General features: G+C 56.5%; 16 protein-coding genes. All 16 read left to right on the forward strand.

Annotated elements, in window-relative coordinates; translation table 11 throughout:
- The first annotated feature begins 62 nt into the window (after positions 1-62).
- The 16 genes from MTP37_RS05720 (at position 63) to tuf (ending at position 22754) form a co-directional block, all read left to right on the forward strand.
- Positions 63-1232 (forward strand): acyl-CoA dehydrogenase, encoded by a 1170-nt coding sequence (locus tag MTP37_RS05720; RefSeq protein ID WP_097778133.1) that lies wholly within the window; start codon positions 63-65, stop codon positions 1230-1232.
- A gap of 17 nt (positions 1233-1249) precedes the next feature.
- Entirely contained in the window at positions 1250-2044 is a 795-nt protein-coding gene (gene acrB, locus MTP37_RS05725) for an acryloyl-CoA reductase electron transfer subunit gamma (protein WP_005940175.1), read from the forward strand.
- A gap of 21 nt (positions 2045-2065) precedes the next feature.
- The gene (acrA, locus tag MTP37_RS05730; RefSeq protein ID WP_249238520.1) at positions 2066-3160 is read left to right on the forward strand and encodes an acryloyl-CoA reductase electron transfer subunit beta; all 1095 of its coding nucleotides are present in this window, start codon (positions 2066-2068) and stop codon (positions 3158-3160) included.
- A 282-nt stretch (positions 3161-3442) separates the two neighbouring features.
- Positions 3443-3625 (forward strand): hypothetical protein, encoded by a 183-nt coding sequence (locus tag MTP37_RS05735; protein WP_249238521.1) that lies wholly within the window; start codon positions 3443-3445, stop codon positions 3623-3625.
- 290 nt (positions 3626-3915) lie between these two features.
- The gene (locus MTP37_RS05740) at positions 3916-4860 is read left to right on the forward strand and encodes a CAP domain-containing protein (protein WP_249238522.1); all 945 of its coding nucleotides are present in this window, start codon (positions 3916-3918) and stop codon (positions 4858-4860) included.
- 197 nt (positions 4861-5057) lie between these two features.
- Positions 5058-5678, forward strand: a complete 621-nt coding sequence (locus tag MTP37_RS05745; RefSeq protein ID WP_249238523.1) for an IMPACT family protein — start codon at positions 5058-5060, stop codon at positions 5676-5678.
- Positions 5679-5852: 174 nt separating this feature from the next.
- Positions 5853-6851 carry a deoxyguanosinetriphosphate triphosphohydrolase gene (locus MTP37_RS05750; RefSeq protein WP_249238524.1) on the forward strand — a complete coding sequence of 333 codons (999 nt, stop codon included), beginning with the start codon at positions 5853-5855 and terminating at the stop codon, positions 6849-6851.
- A 26-nt stretch (positions 6852-6877) separates the two neighbouring features.
- On the forward strand, positions 6878-8653 hold the full coding sequence (dnaG, locus tag MTP37_RS05755; protein WP_249238525.1) for a DNA primase: 1776 nt from the start codon (positions 6878-6880) through the stop codon (positions 8651-8653).
- 51 nt (positions 8654-8704) lie between these two features.
- On the forward strand, positions 8705-9784 hold the full coding sequence (gene rpoD, locus MTP37_RS05760; RefSeq protein ID WP_249238526.1) for an RNA polymerase sigma factor RpoD: 1080 nt from the start codon (positions 8705-8707) through the stop codon (positions 9782-9784).
- Positions 9785-9986: 202 nt separating this feature from the next.
- The gene (locus MTP37_RS05765) at positions 9987-10280 is read left to right on the forward strand and encodes a hypothetical protein (RefSeq protein WP_249238527.1); all 294 of its coding nucleotides are present in this window, start codon (positions 9987-9989) and stop codon (positions 10278-10280) included.
- 51 nt (positions 10281-10331) lie between these two features.
- Positions 10332-14174 (forward strand): DNA-directed RNA polymerase subunit beta, encoded by a 3843-nt coding sequence (rpoB, locus tag MTP37_RS05770; protein WP_249238528.1) that lies wholly within the window; start codon positions 10332-10334, stop codon positions 14172-14174.
- Between the two features lie 124 nt (positions 14175-14298).
- On the forward strand, positions 14299-17871 hold the full coding sequence (gene rpoC / locus MTP37_RS05775; RefSeq protein WP_249238529.1) for a DNA-directed RNA polymerase subunit beta': 3573 nt from the start codon (positions 14299-14301) through the stop codon (positions 17869-17871).
- Between the two features lie 290 nt (positions 17872-18161).
- Entirely contained in the window at positions 18162-18590 is a 429-nt protein-coding gene (gene rpsL / locus MTP37_RS05780) for a 30S ribosomal protein S12 (RefSeq protein WP_005926182.1), read from the forward strand.
- Between the two features lie 161 nt (positions 18591-18751).
- Positions 18752-19222, forward strand: a complete 471-nt coding sequence (gene rpsG / locus MTP37_RS05785) for a 30S ribosomal protein S7 (protein ID WP_005930552.1) — start codon at positions 18752-18754, stop codon at positions 19220-19222.
- A 24-nt stretch (positions 19223-19246) separates the two neighbouring features.
- Positions 19247-21373 carry an elongation factor G gene (gene fusA, locus MTP37_RS05790; RefSeq protein WP_256469125.1) on the forward strand — a complete coding sequence of 709 codons (2127 nt, stop codon included), beginning with the start codon at positions 19247-19249 and terminating at the stop codon, positions 21371-21373.
- A 175-nt stretch (positions 21374-21548) separates the two neighbouring features.
- Positions 21549-22754, forward strand: coding sequence for an elongation factor Tu (gene tuf / locus MTP37_RS05795; RefSeq protein WP_249238530.1), 1206 nt, complete (start codon positions 21549-21551; stop codon positions 22752-22754).
- The last annotated feature ends 237 nt before the right edge of the window (positions 22755-22991 follow it).

The following is a 22991-nucleotide window of genomic DNA, read 5'->3' on the forward strand; positions in this document are numbered from 1 at the left end:
AGGAATTTGTTTGCACCGGGCAATTCCGGTAAATGAAAAAGACCCGTTAGGAGGATATAGCGATGGATTTTACTCTGTCCAAGCAGCAGCAGATGGTACAGAAAATGTACCGCGAGTTTGCTGAGAACGAAGTCAAGCCCCTGGCAAAGAAGGTTGATGCGGAAGAGTACTTCCCCAAAGAGACCGTCGAAAAGATGGGCAAGCTCGGCATGATGGGCATTTATTTCCCGACTGAGGTCGGCGGTGCAGGCGGCGATGTGCTGTCCTACGTCATGGCAGTGGAAGAGCTGAGCAAGGTCTGCGGCACCACCGGTGTCATCGTCTCTGCTCACACCAGCCTGTGTGCTGCTCCTATTTATGAAAATGGTACTCCCGAGCAGAAGGCAAAGTATCTGCCCAAGCTGTGCAGCGGTGAGTGGCTGGGTGCTTTCGGCCTGACTGAGCCGGGTGCCGGCACCGACGCACAGGGCCAGCAGACCATTGCAAAGGAAGAGGACGATTGCTGGGTGCTGAACGGCTCCAAGATCTTCATCACCAATGCAGGCTTTGCTGATGTGTTCATCGTCATTGCCGTCACCGACAATGTGCTGGACAAGAAGGGCCGTCCCACCAAGCTGTGCTCTGCTTTCATCGTGGAGCGTACCGACCCGGGCTTCTCCGTCGGTAAGGCTGAGGACAAGATGGGCATTCGCGGTTCTTCTACCTGCGAGCTGATCTTTGAGGACTGCCGCATTCCGAAGGATCGTATGCTGGGCGTGCGCGGCAAGGGCTTCCAGCTGGCTATGGCTACTCTGGATGGCGGCCGTATCGGTATCGCATCTCAGGCTCTGGGCATTGCCGAGGGCGCTCTGGAAGAGACCGTGGCTTACGTCAAGGAGCGCAAGCAGTTCGGCCGTGCCATTGCAGCTTTCCAGAACACTCAGTTCGAGCTGGCTGAGATGAAGGCACGTGTTGAGGCTGCAAAGTATCTGGTCTACGCTGCTGCTCTGAAGAAGCAGGAAGCAATGGATGGCAAGAAGGTTCGTTACAGCGTCGAGGCTGCTCAGGCAAAGCTGATCGCAGCCCGCACCGCAAGCGATGTGACCCGCCGCTGCCTGCAGCTGTTCGGCGGTTACGGCTACACCCGTGACTATCCCATCGAGCGCATGATGCGTGATGCCAAGATCACTGAGATCTACGAGGGCACCAGCGAAGTGCAGATGATGGTCATTTCCGGCGCGCTGCTGAAGTAAGGGAGGCAAGAGTTACAATGAAAGCAATTGTTTGTGTAAAGCAGGTTCCTGATACCTCCGGCAAGGTGTCCGTCAAGCCCGATGGCACTCTGGACCGTGCTTCGATGGCTACCATCACCAACCCTGATGACCTGAACGCTCTGGAGGCTGCTCTGAAGCTCAAGGACGCTACCGGCTGCGAAGTCGTTGTTGTTACCATGGGTCCTCCGCCGGCAGAAGGCATGCTGCGTGAGCTGCTGGCCCGCGGTGCAGATAAGGCTGTTCTGGTCTCCGGCCGTGAGTTCGGCGGTTCCGATACCTTCGCAACCAGCCAGATCCTGGCTGCTGCCGTCAACAAGATCGGTGTCGGCCCCGAGGACGTTGTGTTCTGCGGCCGTCAGGCAATCGATGGTGATACTGCTCAGGTCGGTCCTCAGATCGCTGAGAAGCTGCACCTGCCTCAGGTCACCTATGTGGCTGACATCCAGAAGGATGGCAACACCCTGACCGTGAAGCGTATGCTGGAGGACGGCTACATGATGGTCAAGGTGCAGACTCCCTGCCTGCTGACCTGCATCAAGGAGCTGAACCAGCCCCGTTACATGAGCGTGAACGGCATCTTCACCTGCTATGACAAGCCGATGGAAGTGTTCGATTACAACGCACTGAAGGACGATCCGCTGATCGAGGTCGATACCATTGGTCTGAAGGGTTCTCCGACGAACGTCTTTAAGTCCTTCACTCCTCCGCAGAAGGGCGCAGGCACCATGCTCAAGGGCGACGATACTGCCGCACAGCTGGCTGGTATCCTGGCCAAGAAGCACCTGATCTGATGAAAGGAGCATAGGATTACAATGGCTGATTTTAACGAATACAAAGGCGTTTGGGTCTTCTGCGAGCAGCGCCAGGGCAAGCTGATGCCCACTGATTTCGAGCTGGTGAGCGAGGCCCGCAAGCTGGCTGATGAGCTGGGCTGCAAGGTCACTGGTCTGCTGCTGGGCGACAACGTGGAAGGCATTGCCAAGGAGCTGGGCGGCTATGGTGCCGATGAGGTCATGGTCTGCGACAGCCCCCTGCTGAAGGATTACACCACCGATGCATACGCTAAGGTCGTGTGCGACATGGTCAACGAGTACAAGCCCGAAGTCCTGCTGATCGGTGCAACCAACATCGGCCGCGATCTGGGCCCCCGCTGCGCAGCTCGTCTGCACACCGGCCTGACCGCTGATGCTACCCATCTGGACATCGACACTGCAAAGTACATCGATTTCCTGAAGGAGAGCTCCACCATCGACCTGTCCAAGCAGAAGTTCGATATGGAAGACCGCAACCTGAAGATGACCCGTCCCGCATTCGGCGGCCATCTGATGGCTACCATCATCTGCCCCCGCTTCCGTCCGCAGATGTCCACCGTGCGTCCCGGCGTTATGAAGAAGGCTCCCTTCGATCAGGCCAAGGCTGATGCCTGCCAGATCGTGAAGCCCGCATTCGCTCTGGCTGCTGATGACATCAAGACCGAGGTCCTGAGCGTTGAGAAGGCCGCTGAGAAGCTGGTCGATCTGATCGGCGCAGACGTGATCGTCTCTGTCGGCCGCGGCATCAGCAAGGATGTCCAGAAGGGCATTGAGCTGGCTGAGCAGCTGGCAGCTGCTCTGGGCGGCGGCGTTGTGGGCGCTTCCCGTGCCGTCACCGATGCAGGCTGGATGACCGCTGACCATCAGGTTGGTCAGACCGGCAAGACCGTGCACCCCAAGATCTATGTTGCTCTGGGCATTTCCGGCGCTATCCAGCACACTGCTGGTATGCAGGACTCCGAGTGCATCATCGCTGTCAACAAGAACGAGGGTGCTCCCATCTTCGGCGTGGCTGACTACGGCATCGTGGGCGATCTGTTCAAGGTCGTGCCCGAGCTGATCAAGCAGATCGAGGCAGCAAAGGCTGCTCAGTGATCGCCTGAAGCAAGATTTTTTCAATAGCATAGCCTGAATTGTGGAAGGGCGGCTCTTCGGAGCCGCTCTTCTTTTTTTGTTTGTCAAATGCTAAGGTGACGCATAAAAGACAGTGGACAAAACAGCAAGAGGCAGGGCTTCGCCAGAGGTCCTGCCTTTTTGCTCTGTTCGGCGATTCTTTGAACTATGTCCTTTTTGGCGGGGCTTGTTGCATTTTGCGTAATACTCGGTTCCGTCAGAGCAAAGAGTTAGAGTATTAAACTGTACGGAGGGACAGCACAGATGGGTTCGGAAGAACCGTCTGCGCTGTTTTTTGTTGCGGATGGTGCTGCAAAAGAGCGGATGCAGTGCAGGGATAGCCAGAGGAAGAAAAAGCAGCGTCTGAAAGTGCACACAAAGTGCAGCGAAACATGGAAAAACGGCTTTGAGTTAAGAAAAAGACGGAAATACACAATTAAAGCGTAACAAAATCGTGTTGCAAAAGTGAATTTCCGTACAAAAAGTGCCATGAGCAGCCTCCGAAAAAGGACGTATTGCAACATTTGCATAACAATAAACCAACATTTAGAACGTGTTTGAGGCGCTTATAAAGGGCTTTTTAGGAGAAAAAAGCTCTAAAATTTTATGTGATTCATCAAAACATGACTGAATCCCTTGACCATGAGACACTTTTGTGATACTATTGTTGCACAACAGTTGCATTTGTGAAACGGTAGTGTTGCAAACAAGTTGCAAAAACTTGCGGAGGATGTCTTATGGAACTTGAGATGAAGATCGTAAAGAAGGTCGCAGCCGCTGCGATGGCCATGGCTGTGGTTTTTGGTGCCGCATCCCTCAAGCCTGTTGCCGCAAATGCTGCACAGGCCGGGTCTGAGACAGCTTCCGTGATGGAAGAAGAAAACTCCTTCCTGAGCCATCAGGATGAAGCTTACCAGAACGAGTTCCTGCGCCGTGTGAACAGCGAGCGCGCAAAGGCTGGCCTGAAGCCTGTCCAGCTGGGTGATAGCAGCCACAATAGTGCTGCTCAGGAGCGCGCGAAGGAACTGGCCTCTTCTTATTCTTACGTTCGTCCCAATGGCCAGCGCGATTTTACCGTCTTCGCAGAGAATGGCATCGAAGATGTGTCGATTGGCGAGGACTACATGGCGGGCGTTTCCACCCCCGATGCAGCGGTAGATCAGTGGATGAATATTGATTTTGCCCGTGAGCGCATCCTGAACGCAGATGCGACCACCATGAGCGTGGGCCACTATGAAGGCGGCGTTTACAACAACTACTGGGTGCTGATCTTCTCTTATCCCGAAAACTCTTACACCAGCGACTATCGTCAGAGAGTTCTGGATCTGGTCAATGCAGAGCGCGCAAACTACGGCCTGCAGCCTCTGGTCATGGGGGACGCAAAGCTCACTGCAGCTGCACAGCATCGTGCTGAGGAGATCGCAACTGTGAACTCTCATGTGCGCCCCAATGGTTCCAAGTGGTACACCGTGCTCAGTGAATACGGTGTGACCGATGTTGCTTCCGGTGAGAATGCCGCATGGGGCAGCGTTTCTCCTGAAGAGGTCGTAACGGCATGGATGAATTCCGAAGGCCACCGTGCGAATATTCTGGACCCGGAAGCCCGCGCAATGGGTGTTGGCTACTACTACAACAGCTCCAGCACCTGGGGCCATCAGTGGATCCAGCTTTTTACCAAGTAATCATCGTAATCATATGCTTTCTTCAGAAAAATCGGTTGGGCCGCAGGGCTCAGCCGATTTTTTGTTGTCTTTTTTAAGAGCCGGGGGAGCTGAGGATCCGACCGAAAAGAAATGAAACAGATAACGTGTTCTGCAGTGGTTGCACAACGGCCGATTTATGTTATACTTATTCTGAATAAAAAGCAGGAGGAACCACCGTGGAGGATTACCGCACGATTCGTGGCACGGCCACAGGAGAATACGAAGAAAAGAAGAGCCGCTTCATTGCATCCCTGTCTTTTGCGGACAGTGAGGAAGCCGCCGTTGCATTTCTGGAACAGGTGCGTGCGGCCAACCGGACCGCGCGGCACAATGTATATGCTTACCGCCTGCGGGAAGGCAACCGGGAACGCTACTCGGACGATGGCGAACCGGCAAAAACGGCGGGGACCCCGGCGCTGGAAGTGCTGCAGCACAGCGGTCTGACCGATCTGATTGTGGTGGTGACCCGCTATTTTGGCGGTGTGCTGCTGGGCACCGGCGGCCTTGTGCGTGCCTATACGACGGCCACAGCCCGGGCATTGGAGAACGCCGAGGTGGTCACGGTGCGCAGCGTGGTGGAACTGAGCGTGACGGTGGATTACTCACTGTATGAGCGGGCCTCGCTGCTCATCGACGCGGCGGGAGCAAAACAGGCCGCACCGCAGTTCACGGACCGTGTGACTCTGTGCTGGCAGATGCCTGAGCACACGGAAGGCCCGCTGCTGGAGCAGCTGCGGGAGCTGACCCGGGGCGGAGCACAGGTCCATGTCTCGGAACCTTTCTACGCACCCTTTTGATAAAAACTGCGTCCATAAGAGGACTTTTGAAAAAAACGGGCAAAATTTTGTGAAACGACAGGGTATTTCCCCCTTCGACAAACCGGGTGTGTTACAATTGCCGCGGGCGCAGCAATTGGGATCGGCTGTGCCGAAGCAGAGAGGGGGAATGCTGAAAAAAGGAGGGGATCCTGTATGAATGTACGACAGCGCACGGAAGAGATCGAACGTATGACCTTTGCACCATGGGCGACCTTCAGCGACCAGAGCAGGGGGAGAATGGTGCAGGAGGAACAGGACCCGATCAGGCCGGTGTTCCAGCGCGACCGTGACCGGGTGCTGCACTGCAAGGCCTTCCGCCGCCTCAAGCAGAAAACGCAGGTATTTCTCTCGCCGGAAGGAGATCTGTACCGGACCCGGCTGACCCATACGCTGGAAGTTTCACAGATCGCCCGTACCATTGCCCGGGCCCTGCGGCTCAACGAGGATCTGACTGAGGCCATCAGTCTGGCCCATGATCTGGGGCATACGCCCTTTGGACATGCGGGTGAGCAGGCGTTGAACGAGCTCTGCCCGGATGGCTTCAAGCACTATATGCAGAGCCTGCGTGTGGTGGACAGGCTGGAAAAGGACGGAAGGGGCCTGAACCTGACATGGGAGGTGCGCAACGGCATCGTGACCCACACCAAGGGGACGTGGGCGGCAACGCCGGAGGGACGCATCGTGCGCATGGCCGACCAGATCGCCTTTGTGAACCATGATATCGAGGATGCCGTTCGTGCCGGGGTGCTGGACCCGGACATTCTGCCCAAAGAGTGCACGGCTGTGCTGGGCAGGACCAAATCTGCCCGCATCACCACAATGATCAACAGCATTCTGGCCAACAGCGAAGGCGATGTGAAGGTGGGCACAGAGGAAAACGAGGCTTTCCTCGCGTTGCGCGACTTCATGTACGCTACGGTGTATGTGGACCGGAGCGCCAAGCGGGAGGAGCAGAAGGTGGGCAAGGTGATCGAAGAGCTGTATGAGTACTACCTGAGCCACATCGATCAGATGTCCAACTTTTATGTCCAGCTGGCCTATCAGGAGGGCAGAGAGCGTGCCGTCACCGACTACATCAGCGGCATGAGCGATGAATTTGCCATCCGGACCTTTGAGGAAATTTTTGTGCCGCAGAAATGGCATGTGTTGTAAACTTTGAAAGGTTGTTTGAAAGATCCATGATCCCACACGAATACATTGAGGAACTGACCCGCCGCACCGACATTGTGGAGCTGGTGGGCAGCTATGTGCAGCTCAAGCGCAAAGGGCGGCTGTACGGCGGTCTGTGTCCCTTCCACAGCGAGAAAACGCCCTCTTTCTATGTCTACCCGGACACCCAGAGCTTCTACTGCTTTGGCTGTCAGGCGGCAGGCGATGCCATCAGCTTTGTCAGAAAGATCAACAGCATCGATTACCCGGAGGCCGTCAAGCTGCTGGCGGCGCGGGCCGGAATGCCCGAACCGCAGGAGGACGACAAGACAGGCCGGATGCGCAGCCGCATTCTTTCCATGAACAAGGAGGCTGCGCGCTTTTTCCATGCCTGTCTGAACTCCACCGTGGAGGAAGCACGGCAGGCGCGGGCCTACTGGCGGCGGCGCGGACTGGACGATAAGACCATTGCACGGTTCGGGCTGGGCTATGCACCCGATGACGGACAGGCCCTGTACCTGTACCTGCGGGATAAGGGCTACAACCAGCAGGAGCTGGATGCCAGCGGCCTGTTCAAGCGCAGCCAGTCCGGCCGTATCTACTGCCTGTTCTGGAAGCGGGTGATGACCCCCATCTTTGACCTGCGGGGCAATATCATCGCGTTCGGCGGGCGGGTGCTGGACGATTCCAAACCAAAGTATGTCAACAGCCCGGAAACGCTGGTGTACCACAAATCGGAAACGGTATTTGCATTGCAGATCGCAAAGCGCAGTGCAGTGCGCCGGTTCGTGCTGTGTGAGGGCTACATGGACGTGATCAGTATGCATCAGGCGGGGATCGATACTGCGGTGTGCGCCTGCGGCACGGCCCTGACACCGGAGCAGGTGCGGCTCATCAGCGAATATGCAGATGAGGTCATTCTAAGCTACGATTCCGACGAGGCCGGCCAGAAGGCGACTCTGCGTTCACTGGAACTGTTCCGCAACAGCCCGGTGAAAGTGGGCGTTTTGCAGATCCCCGGGGCAAAAGACCCGGACGAGTACATCAAAAAGTACGGTGCAGAACGATTCAAGGCGCTGCTGGACGGTGTGGGCAATGCACTGGATTTCCGGCTGGGCCGCCTGCGCAGCCAGTACGATCTTGCACAGGATGCGCAGCGGCTGGAATACGTCAAGGAAGCTTTGAATATGCTGGCAGAGCGCTCCAACCCTACTGAGCAGGAGGTGTATGCGGGCCGTCTGGCAGAGGAGACCAATATCTCCAAAACAGCCATTATGACCCAGCTGGAAACGGCAGTGAAAAAGGCCGGAAACAGGCGCCGCTGGGAGAAACGGCAGCAGGTGCTCAAGTCCGGCGAAATGAACCAGATCAAGCTGCCCTACAGCGCGGGCGGCAGTCAGGCGCTGGGGATCGCAAGTGCACAGCAGCGGCTGCTGGCAGCGATCCTGCGGGAGCCGCAGTATCTGAAGCTGGCAGAGAAGGAGCTGTTGCCGGAGCAGTTCATCCAGCCCCAGCAAAAGGAGCTGTACGAGGCCATGCTTCGCTGCAGCAGGGAAGGCATTGAGCTCAACCTGACCACGCTGCGGGCCTATGTCAGTGAAGAAGCGCTGAATGAGCTGAGCCGTTTTGCGGCACAATACAGCGAAGTGAATTGCACGCCGGACGATATCCGGCTGTATCTGGACCGCATTGCCCGGGGGATGCCCGTGGCAGGCAAGGCGGCGCATATGTCCAATGAGGAACTGAGTGATTACCTCCAGTCGATGCGCGAAAAAAAGCAGGGAAGCGTTCCTGTAGAAGAATGAGACCGCTGCTTTTCCCTCCGGCTGGAGCAGGAGCGGAAAGGAGCAGGAATCATGCAGAAATTGTCGCAAACGGAGGAATTGGCCCGGGAGCTGGCCTCCCATGCCCGCCGTCACACCGTGACGCCGGAACAGATCAGCCGTGCTATGGACGAGAAGGATTACGATGTGGCACAGCTGGATGAGCTGTATGCTGCATTGGAGACCCGCGGCGTACATCTGGCCGAAGAAGAGACCGAGCTGCCTGCATTGGACGAAACGCAGATCGGCAGGCTGGAGCACGAGCTTTCGGCCGAAGGCGTGGCACTGGATGACCCGGTAAAGACCTATCTGAAGGAGATCGGACAGGTGCCGCTGCTGACGGCAGAACAGGAAACGGAGCTTGCCCGTGCGGCGCAGGCCGGAGACGAGGATGCCCGCCGTCGCCTGAGCGAAGCAAATCTGCGGCTGGTGGTGTCGGTGGCAAAACGCTACGCCGGGCGGGGACTGCCGTTTCTTGATCTGATCCAGGAGGGCAATCTGGGGCTGATGAAGGCTGCAGAAAAATTTGAGCCGGAACGGGGTTTCAAGTTCTCCACCTATGCCACATGGTGGATCCGGCAGTCCATCACACGGGCCATTGCGGATCAGGGGAGAACGATCCGCATCCCGGTGCATCTGGTGGAGAGCATCAACCGGGTCAAAAAGACGGCTGGCGACCTGCTGCGCAAAAATGGCCGGGAGCCTACGGTGGAGGAGATCGCCGTGCGGCTGGATATGGAGCCTGCCCGGGTGCGGGAGCTTTTGCAGTTGGCACAGGACCCCATCAGTCTGGAAACACCAGTGGGTGAAGAAGAGGACGCCCACCTTGAGGATTTTATTCAGGACGAGGAAGCGGGCGTCCCGGTGGATGAAGCCGGGCGGCAGCTGCTGCGCCGGGAGCTGTTCAGCGTGCTCAAGAGCCTGACGCCCCGGGAAGAGCGGGTGATCGCACTGCGGTTCGGGCTGGAGGATGGCCGGGCCCGCACACTGGAAGAATTGGGCAAAGAGTTCAATGTGACGCGGGAGCGGGTGCGGCAGATCGAAGCCAAGGCCCTGCGCAAGCTGCGGCACCCCAGCAGGGCAAAGCGCCTGCGGGATTACTTGGATGAGTGAACGATTATAATTGCCGCCGCGTGCGCTCTGGCAATATTAGAGGAAACATTATTTTTTATATTTGCAGCTCAGAAAAGCCTGCGGGCTTTTCTGAGCTGCTTTTTCACGAAAAAAGGACCACGAAGGAAAACGGACATATCCGACTGTAAAAGTAATACTCCAAAACACAAGAGCAAAGATAGACAAATTGCACAAGGGGATTATGAACAGGAACGTGCAAAATAAAAAAATCAAGACCCAAAACGGAAAAAAGCAACACACTGCCGGGTGTGCCGAAATTGAAAGAAAAATAAATTTATTTTGGCAAAAATCTGAAAAATGGCTTGACAACAAGACTTTTAGAGTTTATACTGTATTAGTATCACATAATGGACTAGTGCGCCAAAAAGGGGAACACAGAGGCAGCGGCTGGATGGGTCAAACCGGAAAGTTTGTGAAAAACGCCGAAAGGCTCCCTTCGACGCGGGTCGAATTATGTGTGTCTGCTCAAATTTGACCCGTGTATACGACATCCCGTAGAGTATAAAAGTAAGGAGTGGTTGATTTTATGATGAAAGTCAAGCCCGTAAAGCTCGGCAAAACCGAGCGCATGAGCTTCTCCCACATCGACGAAGTCATCAGTATGCCGAACCTGATCGAGGTCCAGAAGAACTCTTATCAGTGGTTCCTGGACGAGGGCCTGAAAGAGGTCTTCCACGATATCGGCACCATTGAGGACTACACCGGCAATCTGGCACTGAGCTTTGTGGACTTCCGTCTGGATAAGGAGCCGAAGTACAGCATCAAGGAGTGCAAGGAGCGCGACGTGACCTATGCAGCACCCCTGCGCGTCACCGCCCGTCTGCTGAACAAGGAAACCGGTGAAGTGAAGGATCAGGAGATCTTCATGGGCGATTTCCCGCTGATGACCGATGCCGGCACCTTTGTGATCAACGGTGCAGAGCGTGCTATCGTCAGCCAGCTGGTCCGCTCTCCCGGCGTGTTCTACGGTGATGCCAAGGATAAGGTGGGCAACGACCTGTACAGCGCAACCATGAACCCCAACCGTGGTGCATGGCTGGAGTACGAGACCGATGCTTCCGATGTGTTCTATGTCCGTATCGATAAGAACCGCAAGCTGCCGGTCACGGTGCTGTGCCGTGCACTGGGCCTGTCCACCAATGAGGACATCCTGAACTTCTTTGGCGACGATGAGCGCATCCTCGCTACTCTGGAAAAGGATACCACCAAGAATCAGGAAGAGGGCCTGCTGGAAGTCTACCGCAAGCTGCGCCCCGGCGAGCCTCCCACGGTGGAGTCCGCTACCAGCCAGATCAACATGCTGTTCTTCGACCCGCGTCGCTACGACCTGTCTCGTTTCGGCCGTTATAAGATGAACAAGAAGCTGTCTCTGGCCCGCCGCATCACCGGTCAGGTGGCTGCTGAGAATGTGGTTGCTCCGCTCACCGGCGAGATCCTGATCGAGGCCGGTGCCAAGATCACCCGCGAGCTGGCCGAGAAGGCTGACAACGCCGGTGTGAATTTGGTCGAGCTGAAGCTCGACGATCCCATGAAGGAAGAGAGCCGGAAGATCAAGGTCATCACCAATGGCTGTGTGGATGCACAGGGCTTCTTCTCCTTTGACGTGAAGGAGTGCGGCATCAACGAGCGCTGCTCCTTCGACGAGATCAAGAAGATCCTGGACACCACCTCTGATGTGGAAGAGCAGAAGGAGATGCTGCGCCGCAACCACGACCAGCTGATCGGCCGCACCGTTACGGTTGCCGATATTCTGGCTTCCATCAACTACCTGAACGGTCTGGGCCACAACATTGGCACCACTGATGATATCGACCATCTGGGCAACCGCCGCATCCGCAGCGTGGGTGAGCTGCTGCAGAACCAGTTCCGCATCGGCTTCTCCCGCATGGAGCGCGTCATCCGTGAGCGCATGACCCTGCAGAGTCAGGATCAGAGCGTGATCACTCCGCAGGCCCTCATCAACATCCGTCCGGTGGTGGCGGCCATCAAGGAGTTCTTCGGTTCTTCTCCGCTGTCCCAGTTCATGGATCAGAACAACCCGCTGGCTGAGCTGACCCACAAGCGCCGTCTGTCTGCTCTGGGCCCCGGCGGTCTGAGCCGTGACCGCGCAGGTTTCGAGGTCCGCGACGTTCACTACAGCCACTACGGCCGTATGTGCCCCATCGAGACCCCTGAAGGCCCCAACATCGGTCTGATCTCCTATCTGGCATCCTACGCAAAGATCAACGAATATGGCTTCGTGGAAGCTCCGTACCGCAAGGTCAAGAAGACCTACGACGAGAATGGCCGCCTGCTCGAGCAGGTTGTCACCGACGAAGTGGAGTATATGACCGCTGACGTTGAGGACGAGTACGTTGTGGCACAGGCCAACGAGCCGCTGGATGAGGGCAAGCACTTCGTGCGTCCCCGCGTTTCTGCCCGCCGCCGCGATGAGATCCTGGAAATCGACGCAGAGAAGGTCGATTACATGGACGTTTCTCCGCGAATGATGGTCTCTGTTGCTACCGCATGCATCCCCTTCCTGGAGAACGATGACTGTAACCGTGCTCTGATGGGCTCCAACATGCAGCGTCAGGCAGTGCCTCTGATGGTCACCCAGCAGCCCATCGTTGCTACCGGTATGGAATACAAGGCAGCTACCGACTCCGGCACCGCTGTTCTGGCAAAGAATGACGGTATCGTTGAGAAGATGGATGCCGACCACGTTGTTGTGCGCAACAACAAGGGCGAGCTGGAGGACTATCCTCTGATCAAGTTCGCACGCTCCAATGCAGGCACCTGCATCAACCAGCGTCCCATCGTCGAGGTTGGCGAGAGCGTCAAGGCCGGTCAGGTGCTGGCCGACGGCCCTGCAATGCGCAATGGCGAGATCTCTCTGGGCAAGAACGCCCTGATCGGCTTCATGACCTGGGAAGGCTACAACTACGAGGACGCCGTTCTGCTGAACGAGAAGATCGTGCGCGAGGACGTGTACACCTCCATTCATATTGAAGAGTACGAGACCGAGAGCCGCGACACCAAGCTGGGACCTGAGGAGATCACCCGTGATATCCCCAACGTCTCTGAGGATGCGCTGAAGGATCTGGACGAGCGCGGCATCATCCGCATCGGTGCCGAGGTCAAGAGCGGCGACATTCTGGTCGGTAAGGTCACCCCGAAGGGCGAGACCGAGCTGACCGCTGAGGAGCGCCTGCTGCGCGCCATCTTCGGCGAGAAGGCCCGCGAAGTGCGCGATACCTCTCTGCGTGTGCCCCACGGCGCATACGGCATCATCGTGGACGTCAAGGTGTTCACCCCGGAGAACAGCGACGAGCTGCAGCCCGGCGTGCGCGAGGTCGTTCGCTGCTATATCGCCCAGAAGCGCAAGATCAGCGTCGGCGATAAGATGGCAGGCCGTCACGGCAACAAGGGTGTCGTTTCCCGCATTCTGCCGCAGGAGGACATGCCCTACCTGCCCGACGGCACCCCGCTGGACATCGTGCTGAACCCCCTGGGCGTTCCTTCCCGTATGAACATCGGTCAGGTGCTGGAAGTCAACCTGGGCTACGCTGCCAAGGCATGCGGCATCAAGGTCATGACTCCCGTCTTCGATTCCGCCCGTGAGAACGACATCGGCGATACCTTTGATACCGCCCGCGAGATGTGGCACGGTGAGAATGCTCCTGCATATCCCACCAAGCTCCCCAAGATCATGGGTGAGAAGGGCCACATCATCGACTTCTCCAAGATTGAGCTGGACCGCGATGGCAAGACCACCGTTTACGACGGCCGCACCGGTGAGAAGTTCGATAACCGCGTTACCGTCGGTTATATGTACTACCTGAAGCTGCATCACCTGGTCGATGATAAGATCCATGCACGTTCCACCGGCCCCTACTCTCTGGTCACTCAGCAGCCTCTGGGCGGCAAGGCCCAGTTTGGCGGCCAGCGCTTCGGCGAGATGGAAGTCTGGGCACTGGAAGCTTACGGCGCTGCATACACCCTGCAGGAGATCCTGACCGTCAAGTCCGACGACGTGGAGGGCCGTGTCAAGACCTACGAGGCGATTGTCAAGGGCGAGCCCATCCCGCAGCCCGGCATCCCCGAGTCCTTCCGTGTTATGCTCAAGGAACTGCAGTCTCTGGGTATGGACGTTGTCGTGCAGGATAAGGAAGGCAACGAGATCGACATGCGCCAAAACTTCGACGACGAAGAGACCGGCTTTGACATGCGCGATGTGGCCGGCACTGAGAATGTCGTACAGGAGAGCGAACTGCTCAACGATTACAATATTAAGGACGCCGATGCTGGCTTCGATGATCCTTCCGTGCTGGAGGACGATAACTCTGGCAGCGAGGCTCCCGCTTCTTCCGACGAAGTAGATTTCTGATCAGAACAAAAACACAGGTCTGCTGCCCCTGACCGCGTGCTGCGGCAGGGGAGAGGCTTGTGCTCTGAATAAGAAAGCCGCCTGTATCATCGAGACAACAAGAGATTAAGGAAGGGTTCGTTTCATGGAAAACAACGTTTTCGATTCGATCAAGATCGGCCTTGCCTCCCCGGAGCAGATCCGCAACTGGAGCTACGGCGAGGTCAAAAAGCCTGAAACCATCAACTACCGTACCCTGAAGCCGGAGCGCGACGGCCTGTACTGCGAGCGCATTTTTGGACCTACCAAGGACTGGGAGTGCCACTGCGGCAAGTATAAGCGCATCCGCTACAAGGGCAAGATCTGCGACCGCTGCGGCGTTGAGGTCACCAAGGCCAAGGTCCGCCGTGAGCGCATGGGCCACATCGAGCTGGCCGCTCCCGTGAGCCATATCTGGTACTTCAAGGGCATCCCCAGCCGCATCGGCCTGATGCTGGACATCAGCCCCCGCCTGCTGGAGAAGGTCCTGTACTTTGCAAGCTATATCGTCACCGATCCGGGCGCTACCCGTCTGGAAAAGAAGCAGCTGCTCACCGAGAGCGAGTACCGCGAAATGCGCGACCACTACGGTGATGAGTTCGAGGCTGCTATGGGCGCCGAGGCTATTCAGGATCTGCTGAAGGAGATCGATCTGGATCAGCTGAGCGCAGAGCTGACCGCTGAGGTGGAAAAGTCCTCCGGTCAGAAGCGCGTGCGCATCCTCAAGCGTCTGGAGGTCGTGGAGGCATTCCGCATTTCCGGCAACCGTCCCGAGTGGATGGTCATGGATGTGCTGCCTGTTCTGCCGCCTGACCTGCGCCCCATGGTCCAGCTGGATGGCGGCCGCTTCGCCACCTCCGACCTGAATGACCTGTACCGCCGCGTCATCAACCGCAACAACCGTCTGCGCCGTCTGCTGGAGCTGGGTGCTCCCGACATCATCGTGCGCAACGAGAAGCGCATGCTGCAGGAAGCAGTGGACAGCCTGATCGACAACGGCCGCCGCGGCCGTCCGGTCACCGGCCCCAACAACCGTGCGCTGAAGAGCCTGTCCGACCTGCTGAAGGGCAAGCAGGGCCGCTTCCGTCAGAACCTGCTGGGCAAGCGTGTTGACTACTCCGGCCGTTCCGTTATCGTCGTCGGCCCTGAGCTGAAGATGGATCAGTGCGGTCTGCCCAAGGAGATGGCTCTGGAGCTGTTCAAGCCCTTTGTCATGAAGGATCTGGTGGAGAAGGGCATCGCCAACAACATCAAGTCCGCCCGCAAGATGGTGGAGCGCGCAAAGCCTGAGGTCTGGGACAGCCTGGAAACCGTGATCAAGGGTCATCCCGTTCTGCTGAACCGTGCACCTACCCTGCACCGTCTGGGCATTCAGGCCTTCAACCCGGTGCTGGTGGAGGGCCGTGCCATCAAGCTGCACCCGCTGGCATGTACCGCATTCAACGCCGACTTCGACGGTGACCAGATGGCAGTGCATCTGCCTCTGGGCGAGGATGCCTGCCGTGAGGCCAAGATGCTGATGCTGGCTTCCGGCAACCTGCTGAAGCCCTCTGACGGCGCACCTGTTACCGTGCCTACGCAGGATATGATCCTGGGCAGCTACTACCTGACCACCGTTCGTGAAAACGATGAGGGTGCAGGCAAGGTGTTCCGCGATGAGAATGAGGCTCTGATGGCTTATGCAGAGCACATCGTCACCCTGCACGCACCCATCAAGGTGCGCCGCACCATGGTGATCGATGGCGTGGAGCGCACCGGTCTGGTGGATGCTACCGTTGGCCGCATCATCTTCAACAACCCGGTTCCTCAGAATCTGGGCTATATCGACCGTACTGATCCCGAGCACTGGCTGGAGTACGAGGTCAGCTTCCGTGTGACAAAGAAAACCCTGCCCGACATCATTTCCCGCTGCATGACCCGCAACGGCACCCGCAAGTGTGCAAAGATGCTGGACGCCATCAAGGCGCAGGGCTACAAGTACTCCACTCTGTCTGCAATCTCCGTCGCTGTGTGCGATGCTGTGATCCCGCCGCAGAAGCAGGAGCTGATCGCTGAGGCTGATCAGCAGATCGCCAAGGTCGGCAAGCTGTTCAACCGCGGCCTGATCTCCGACAACGAGCGTTACAACCAGACCATCGCCATCTGGCAGGCTACCACTGATAAGGTCTCCAAGGCTCTGGCAGACAACCTGCCCAAGGACAACGAGATCTATATGATGGCAGACTCCGGTGCTCGTGGTTCTATGAACCAGATCAAGCAGCTGGCCGGCATGCGCGGCCTGCTGGCAAACACCGCCGGCCACACCATCGAGATGCCCATTCGCGCCAACTACCGTGAAGGTCTGAATATTCTGGAATATTTCGTTTCTGCCCGTGGCGCCCGTAAGGGTCTGGCAGATACCGCTCTGCGTACCGCTGACTCCGGCTACCTGACCCGCCGCATGGTCGATGTCTCTCAGGATGTCATCGTCCGCGAGATCGACTGCGGCACCACCGACGGCCTGTGGGTCTCCGAGATCCACGAGGGCAAGGAGAAGATCGAGAGCTTCCGCGAGCGTCTGATCGGCCGCTTTGCTGTGGGCGATGTGGTCAACCCCGTCACCGGCAAGGTGATCGTGCCGGAAGGCAAGATGATCGACCTGTACGACGCAAACGAGATCGAGGCAGCCGGCATCACCAAGCTGAAGATCCGCAGCCTGCTGACCTGCCGTGCAAAGACCGGTGTCTGCGCACGCTGCTATGGTTCCGATATGGCAAACGGTGAGCCGGTCCGTCTGGGTGAGTCTGTCGGTGTTATCGCCGCAGAGTCCATCGGTGAGCCCGGTACCCAGCTGACCATGCGTACCTTCCATACCGGCGGTATCGCATCTGCTGAAGATATCACACAGGGTCTTCCCCGTGTCGAGGAGCTGTTCGAGAGCCGCCGTCCCAAGAGCATGGCCATCATGAGCGAGATTTCCGGTGTCGTTTCTCAGGACGATACAAAGAAGAATGTCGTCATCAAGGTGACCGGCAAGGACGAGACCGGTGCTGAGGTCGTGAAGAGCTACTCCATCCCGTTCACCCAGCATTCCCGCGTGATGCCGGGCGACCGTGTGGAGAAGGGCGACATCATCACCCGTGAAGGTGTTCTGTATCCGCAGGATATTCTGGCGATCAAGGGTCTGGAGGATGTCCAGAACTACCTGATCAACGAGGTCCAGAAGGTTTACCGTCTGCAGGGCGTTGAAATCAACGATAAGCATATCGAGGTCATCGTCCGTCAGATGTGCCGCAAGGTGCGTGTGACCGATTCCGGTTCCTCCAACCTGATCGGCGGTGCTCTGGCAAGCCGTCTGGAAGTGGAGAACATCAACGCCGATCTGCAGCAGCGCATCGATGCTGGTGAAGAGGGCCTGAAGCTGGTCGAGTATCAGCAGGTGCTGCTGGGCATCACCAAGGCTGCACTGGCCAATGACTCCTTCCTGTCTGCCGCATCCTTCCAGGAGACCACCCGCGTGCTGACTGAAGCTGCCATCAAGGGCAAAGTCGATCCGCTGGCCGGCCTGAAGGAGAACGTCATTATCGGTAAGCTGATCCCCGCAGGTACCGGTCTGCCGGAAGTCCGTGAGGATCTGAAGAATCGTGAGGCTGAGCGCGACGCTGAGGTCGCTGCCGAACAGGCAGCTGCTGCACAGTAAGCAAAGCTCCTTCCTGAAAGTATAAAGCACAGACCGTTCTGTGGGCAGCCGCCTGCAGAACGGTCTTTTGTATGTCCAAAACACAGAAGCAGGGGAGGAAAATAACAGCGTTTTGTCTCGAAAAAACACTAAAAGAAAAAAACTGGAATAAACGAAAAAAACTTTGCAAAAACTGTTGACATCCGCCTGTAAAGCGAGTATTATATAACTGTTGCGCGTCCCTCATGGGGATAGTGCGGCAAAAAAGTCGGAAAAAGTCCGATGTTCATCATTAAGAAAGGAGAAACAAAATGCCTACTTTTAACCAGCTTGTACGCAAAGGCCGTGAGGTTCTGACTACCAAGAGCACCGCTCCCGCCCTGCAGAAGACCTACAACTCTCAGAAGAAGCAGTATTCTGATCTGAGCAGCCCCCAGAAGCGTGGCGTGTGCACCGCTGTTCGTACCATGACCCCCAAGAAGCCTAACTCTGCTCTGCGTAAGGTTGCTCGTGTCCGCCTCACGAATGGTATCGAGGTCACCTCTTACATTCCCGGTATCGGCCATAACCTGCAGGAGCACTCCGTCGTGCTGATCCGTGGCGGTCGTGTTAAGGACCTGCCCGGTGTGCGTTACCACATCATCCGTGGTACCCTGGATACTCAGGGTGTGGCAGGCCGTAATCAGGCCCGCTCCAAGTACGGCGCAAAGCGTCCTAAGGCCGGTGCTGCAAAGAAGTAATTGAGGACAACCGCCATAAACGGCTTTCCATTATATAAATAACAAGTCCGCTGATAAAGCGGAGGGCAACAGTTTATGTAAAGGTCAGCTCTTTGTGACACAACGGGAGTTTTATTACTTTCGAGTACCGATGATATCATTCTGTGAAGGAGGGAAGAAAGATGCCTAGAAGAGGTAACATTGCTAAGCGCGATGTCTTAGCTGATCCTATTTACAATTCCAAGATGGTCACTCGTCTGGTCAACAGCGTTATGCTGGATGGCAAGAAGGGCGTCGCTCAGAAGATCGTTTACGAGGCTTTCTCCATGATTCAGGAGAAGACCGGCAACGATCCTCTGGAGACTTTCGAGAAGGCGATGGAGAACATCATGCCCAGCCTCGAGTGCAAGACCCGCCGCGTTGGCGGTGCTAACTACCAGGTTCCTCTGGAAGTCAGCCCGGCTCGCCGTGAGACTCTGGGTCTGCGCTGGCTGACTGCCTACAGCCGCAGCCGTGGTGAGAAGACCATGGCTCAGCGTCTGGCTGCTGAAATCATGGATGCTGCCAACAACACTGGTAACGCCGTGAAGAAGCGTGAGGACACTCACAAGATGGCAGAAGCTAACAAGGCTTTCGCTCATTTCCGTTATTGATCTGTTCTGTAGGAGGTTAATTTCATGGCTACACCCAGAGAAGTTTCTCTTCAGATGACGAGAAATATCGGCATTATGGCCCATATCGATGCTGGTAAGACTACGACTACCGAGCGTATTCTGTACTACACTGGCATCAATCACAAGATCGGCGAAGTTCATGATGGCGGCGCTACCATGGACTGGATGGTTCAGGAGCAGGAGCGTGGTATCACCATCACTTCCGCTGCTACCACCTGCTACTGGAGCCACTCTGAGACCCAGAAGGATCCGGTCGCATTCAAGAAGAACCGTCACCGCATCAACATTATCGACACTCCGGGCCACGTGGACTTCACTGTTGAGGTTCAGCGTTCCCTGCGCGTGCTGGACGGTTCTGTGACCGTTCTGGCTGCTAAGGGCGGTGTCGAGCCTCAGTCTGAGACCGTCTGGCGTCAGGCTGACGAGTACAAGGTCCCCCGCATGGTGTACGTCAACAAGATGGATACCATGGGTGCTGACTTCTTCCGCTGCATCAAGATGCTGCACGATCGTCTGCACGCAAACGGCGTGGCGATCCAGCTGCCCATCGGTCAGGAGGATACCTTCCGCGGTATCGTTGACTTGGTCGATATGAACGCTGAGGTCTACTACGACGATATGGGCAACGACATGCGCACTGAGCCCATCCCCGAGGATATGCGTGAGCAGGCCGAGGAGTACCACAACATTCTGGTCGAGGCTGTTGCCGAGAACGACGAAGAGTTGATGGAGAAGTACCTCGAGGGTGAGGAGATCACCCGCGAGGAACTGAAGAAGGCTATCCGCAAGGAAACCATCGCCAACACTCTGGTGCCTGTGACCTGTGGCTCTTCCTATAAGAACCGCGGCGTGCAGAAGCTGCTGGATGCTATCGTTGACTATATGCCCGCACCTACCGATGTCGAGGACATCAAGGGTGTGAATCCTGAGACCGAAGAGCAGGAGACCCGTCCGTCTTCCGACGACGCACCCTTCGCAGCTCTGGCCTTCAAGATCGCTACCGACCCGTTCGTTGGTAAGTTGGCATACTTCCGTGTTTACTCCGGTAAGGTTGAGGCAGGTACCACTGTCTACAACTCCGTGAAGGACAGCAAGGAGCGTATGGGCCGCATCCTGCAGATGCATTCTAACCACCGCAAGGATATCGACTGCTGCTATGCAGGTGATATCGCTGCTGTTGTCGGTCTGAAGAACACCACCACCGGTGACACTCTGTGTGATGAGAATCATCCCATCATTCTGGAGTCCATGAAGTTCCCCGAGCCTGTTATCCGCGTTGCCATCGAGCCTAAGACCAAGGCCGGCAACGAGAAGATGGGCATCGCGCTGGCAAAGCTGGCTGAAGAGGATCCGACCTTCAAGACCTACACCGACGAAGAGACCGGTCAGACCATTATCGCTGGTATGGGCGAGCTGCATCTGGAGATCATCGTTGACCGTCTGCTGCGTGAGTTCAAGGTTGAAGCAAATGTGGGTGCACCCCAGGTTGCTTACCGTGAGACCATCCGCAAAGAGGCCAACCAGGAGACCAAGTACGCACGTCAGTCCGGTGGTAAGGGCCAGTACGGTCATGTTAAGATCAAGATCGAGCCCAACGAGCCCGGCAAGGGTTACGAGTTCGTCAACGCCATCGTTGGCGGTGCCATCCCGAAGGAATACATCCCGGCTATCGACAATGGTATCCAGGGTGCTATGAAGTCCGGCGTTCTGGCTGGTTATCCTGTCGTTGATGTCAAGGTCACCCTGTGGGATGGTTCTTATCATGAGGTCGACTCCTCTGAAATGGCCTTCTCCATTGCTGGTTCTATGGCATTCAAGGATGCTATGCGCAAGGCTGATCCGATCATCACCGAGCCCATCATGAAGGTTGCAGTTATCGTTCCCGATGAGTATCTGGGCGATGTTATCGGCGACCTGAATGCACGCCGTGGTCAGATCCAGGGCATGGAGGCTATGGCCGGTACTCAGCGTGTCAATGCATTTGTGCCTCTGGCTCAGATGTTCGGCTACGCTACCGACCTGCGTTCCAAGACTCAGGGTCGTGGCCAGTATGTCATGGAGCCGTCTCACTACGAGCCGGTGCCCAAAAACATTGCTGACCAGATCATTGCTGGCCGCACCAAGGGCTGATTCCTGAAAAATGGATAAAGATTTTGCCGGGGTAGTGTAACTCCGGCAAAATTTCCTGTAAAAGCACTTGATTTTACAGGACAAATTTAGTAGAATAGCCTTGCAATGCAATGTCTGCATCTTGCAGGGTTGTTGTAACCAAATATCAAAACCTAAATTAAGGGAGGATATTCCAATGGCTGAAAAGGCAAAGTTCGACCGTTCTAAGCCGCATGTGAACATCGGCACCATCGGTCACGTTGACCACGGCAAGACCACTCTGACCGCCGCTATCACCAAGTACCTGGCTCTGAAGGGCGACGCAGACTTCATGGACTATGCCAACATCGATAAGGCTCCTGAGGAGCGTGCTCGTGGTATCACGATCAACTCCGCTCACGTTGAGTATCAGACCGAGGCTCGTCACTATGCTCACGTTGACTGCCCGGGCCATGCTGACTACGTTAAGAACATGATCACTGGTGCTGCTCAGATGGACGGCGCTATTCTGGTCGTTGCTGCTACCGATGGTCCCATGCCCCAGACCCGTGAGCACATCCTGCTGGCTCGTCAGGTCGGCGTGCCCTATATCGTCGTGTTCATGAACAAGTGCGATATGGTCGACGACGAAGAGCTGCTGGATCTGGTCGAGATGGAGATCCGTGAGCTGCTGAGCGAGTACGACTTCCCGGGCGACGATACCCCGATCATTCGTGGTTCCGCTCTGAAGGCTCTGGAGTCTACCTCTACCGATCCCAATGCTCCCGAGTATGCTTGCATCAAGGAGCTGATGGACGCTGTTGACAGCTATATCCCCAACCCCGATCGTGAGGAAGACAAGCCCTTCCTGATGCCCATCGAGGACGTCATGACCATTTCTGGCCGTGGTACCGTTGCAACCGGTCGTGTTGAGCGTGGTATTGCTAAGGTTGGCGATGCTATGGAGATCGTCGGCATCAAGCCCGATCGTCTGAGCACCACCATCACCGGTCTGGAGATGTTCCGTAAGTCTCTGGACTTCGCTGAGGCTGGCGATAACATCGGCGCTCTGCTGCGTGGTGTTGATCGTACCCAGATCGAGCGTGGTCAGGTTCTGGCTAAGCCCGGTTCCGTGCACCCCCACAAGACCTTCGAGTCTCAGGTGTACGTTCTGACCAAGGACGAAGGCGGCCGTCACACTCCGTTCTTCTCCAACTATCGTCCTCAGTTCTACTTCCGCACCACCGACGTGACCGGTATCATCACTCTGCCCGAAGGCACTGAGATGTGCATGCCCGGCGATAACGTCATGATGCACGTTGAGCTGCTGACCCCTGTTGCTATGGAAGAGGGCCTGCGTTTCGCTATCCGTGAGGGTGGCCGTACCGTTGGTTCTGGCGTTGTTGGCAAGATCATTGAGTGATTTTGACCCTTCGCGCCTTTCCTAAGGCTAAAGGTTAAACTTACGAGAGACCTTCCCATTCCGGAGAGTGGGAAGGTCTCTTTTTGCTTTAGATCCTCTGTCCGTAAGGGCAGGGGATTTTTTTGCGGCATGTCACAACTCTTTGTTTACAAAACAAGGTTGTTCTGGTATACTGAAAAAGGAAATGCCGGAAAAGTCCTATCGGCTGGTGCTGAGGGGATTTAGCAAAAAGAAGCA

The sequence above is a fragment of the Faecalibacterium sp. HTF-F genome (genome assembly GCF_023347535.1).
Classification (GTDB): Bacteria; Bacillota; Clostridia; order Oscillospirales; family Ruminococcaceae; genus Faecalibacterium; species Faecalibacterium wellingii.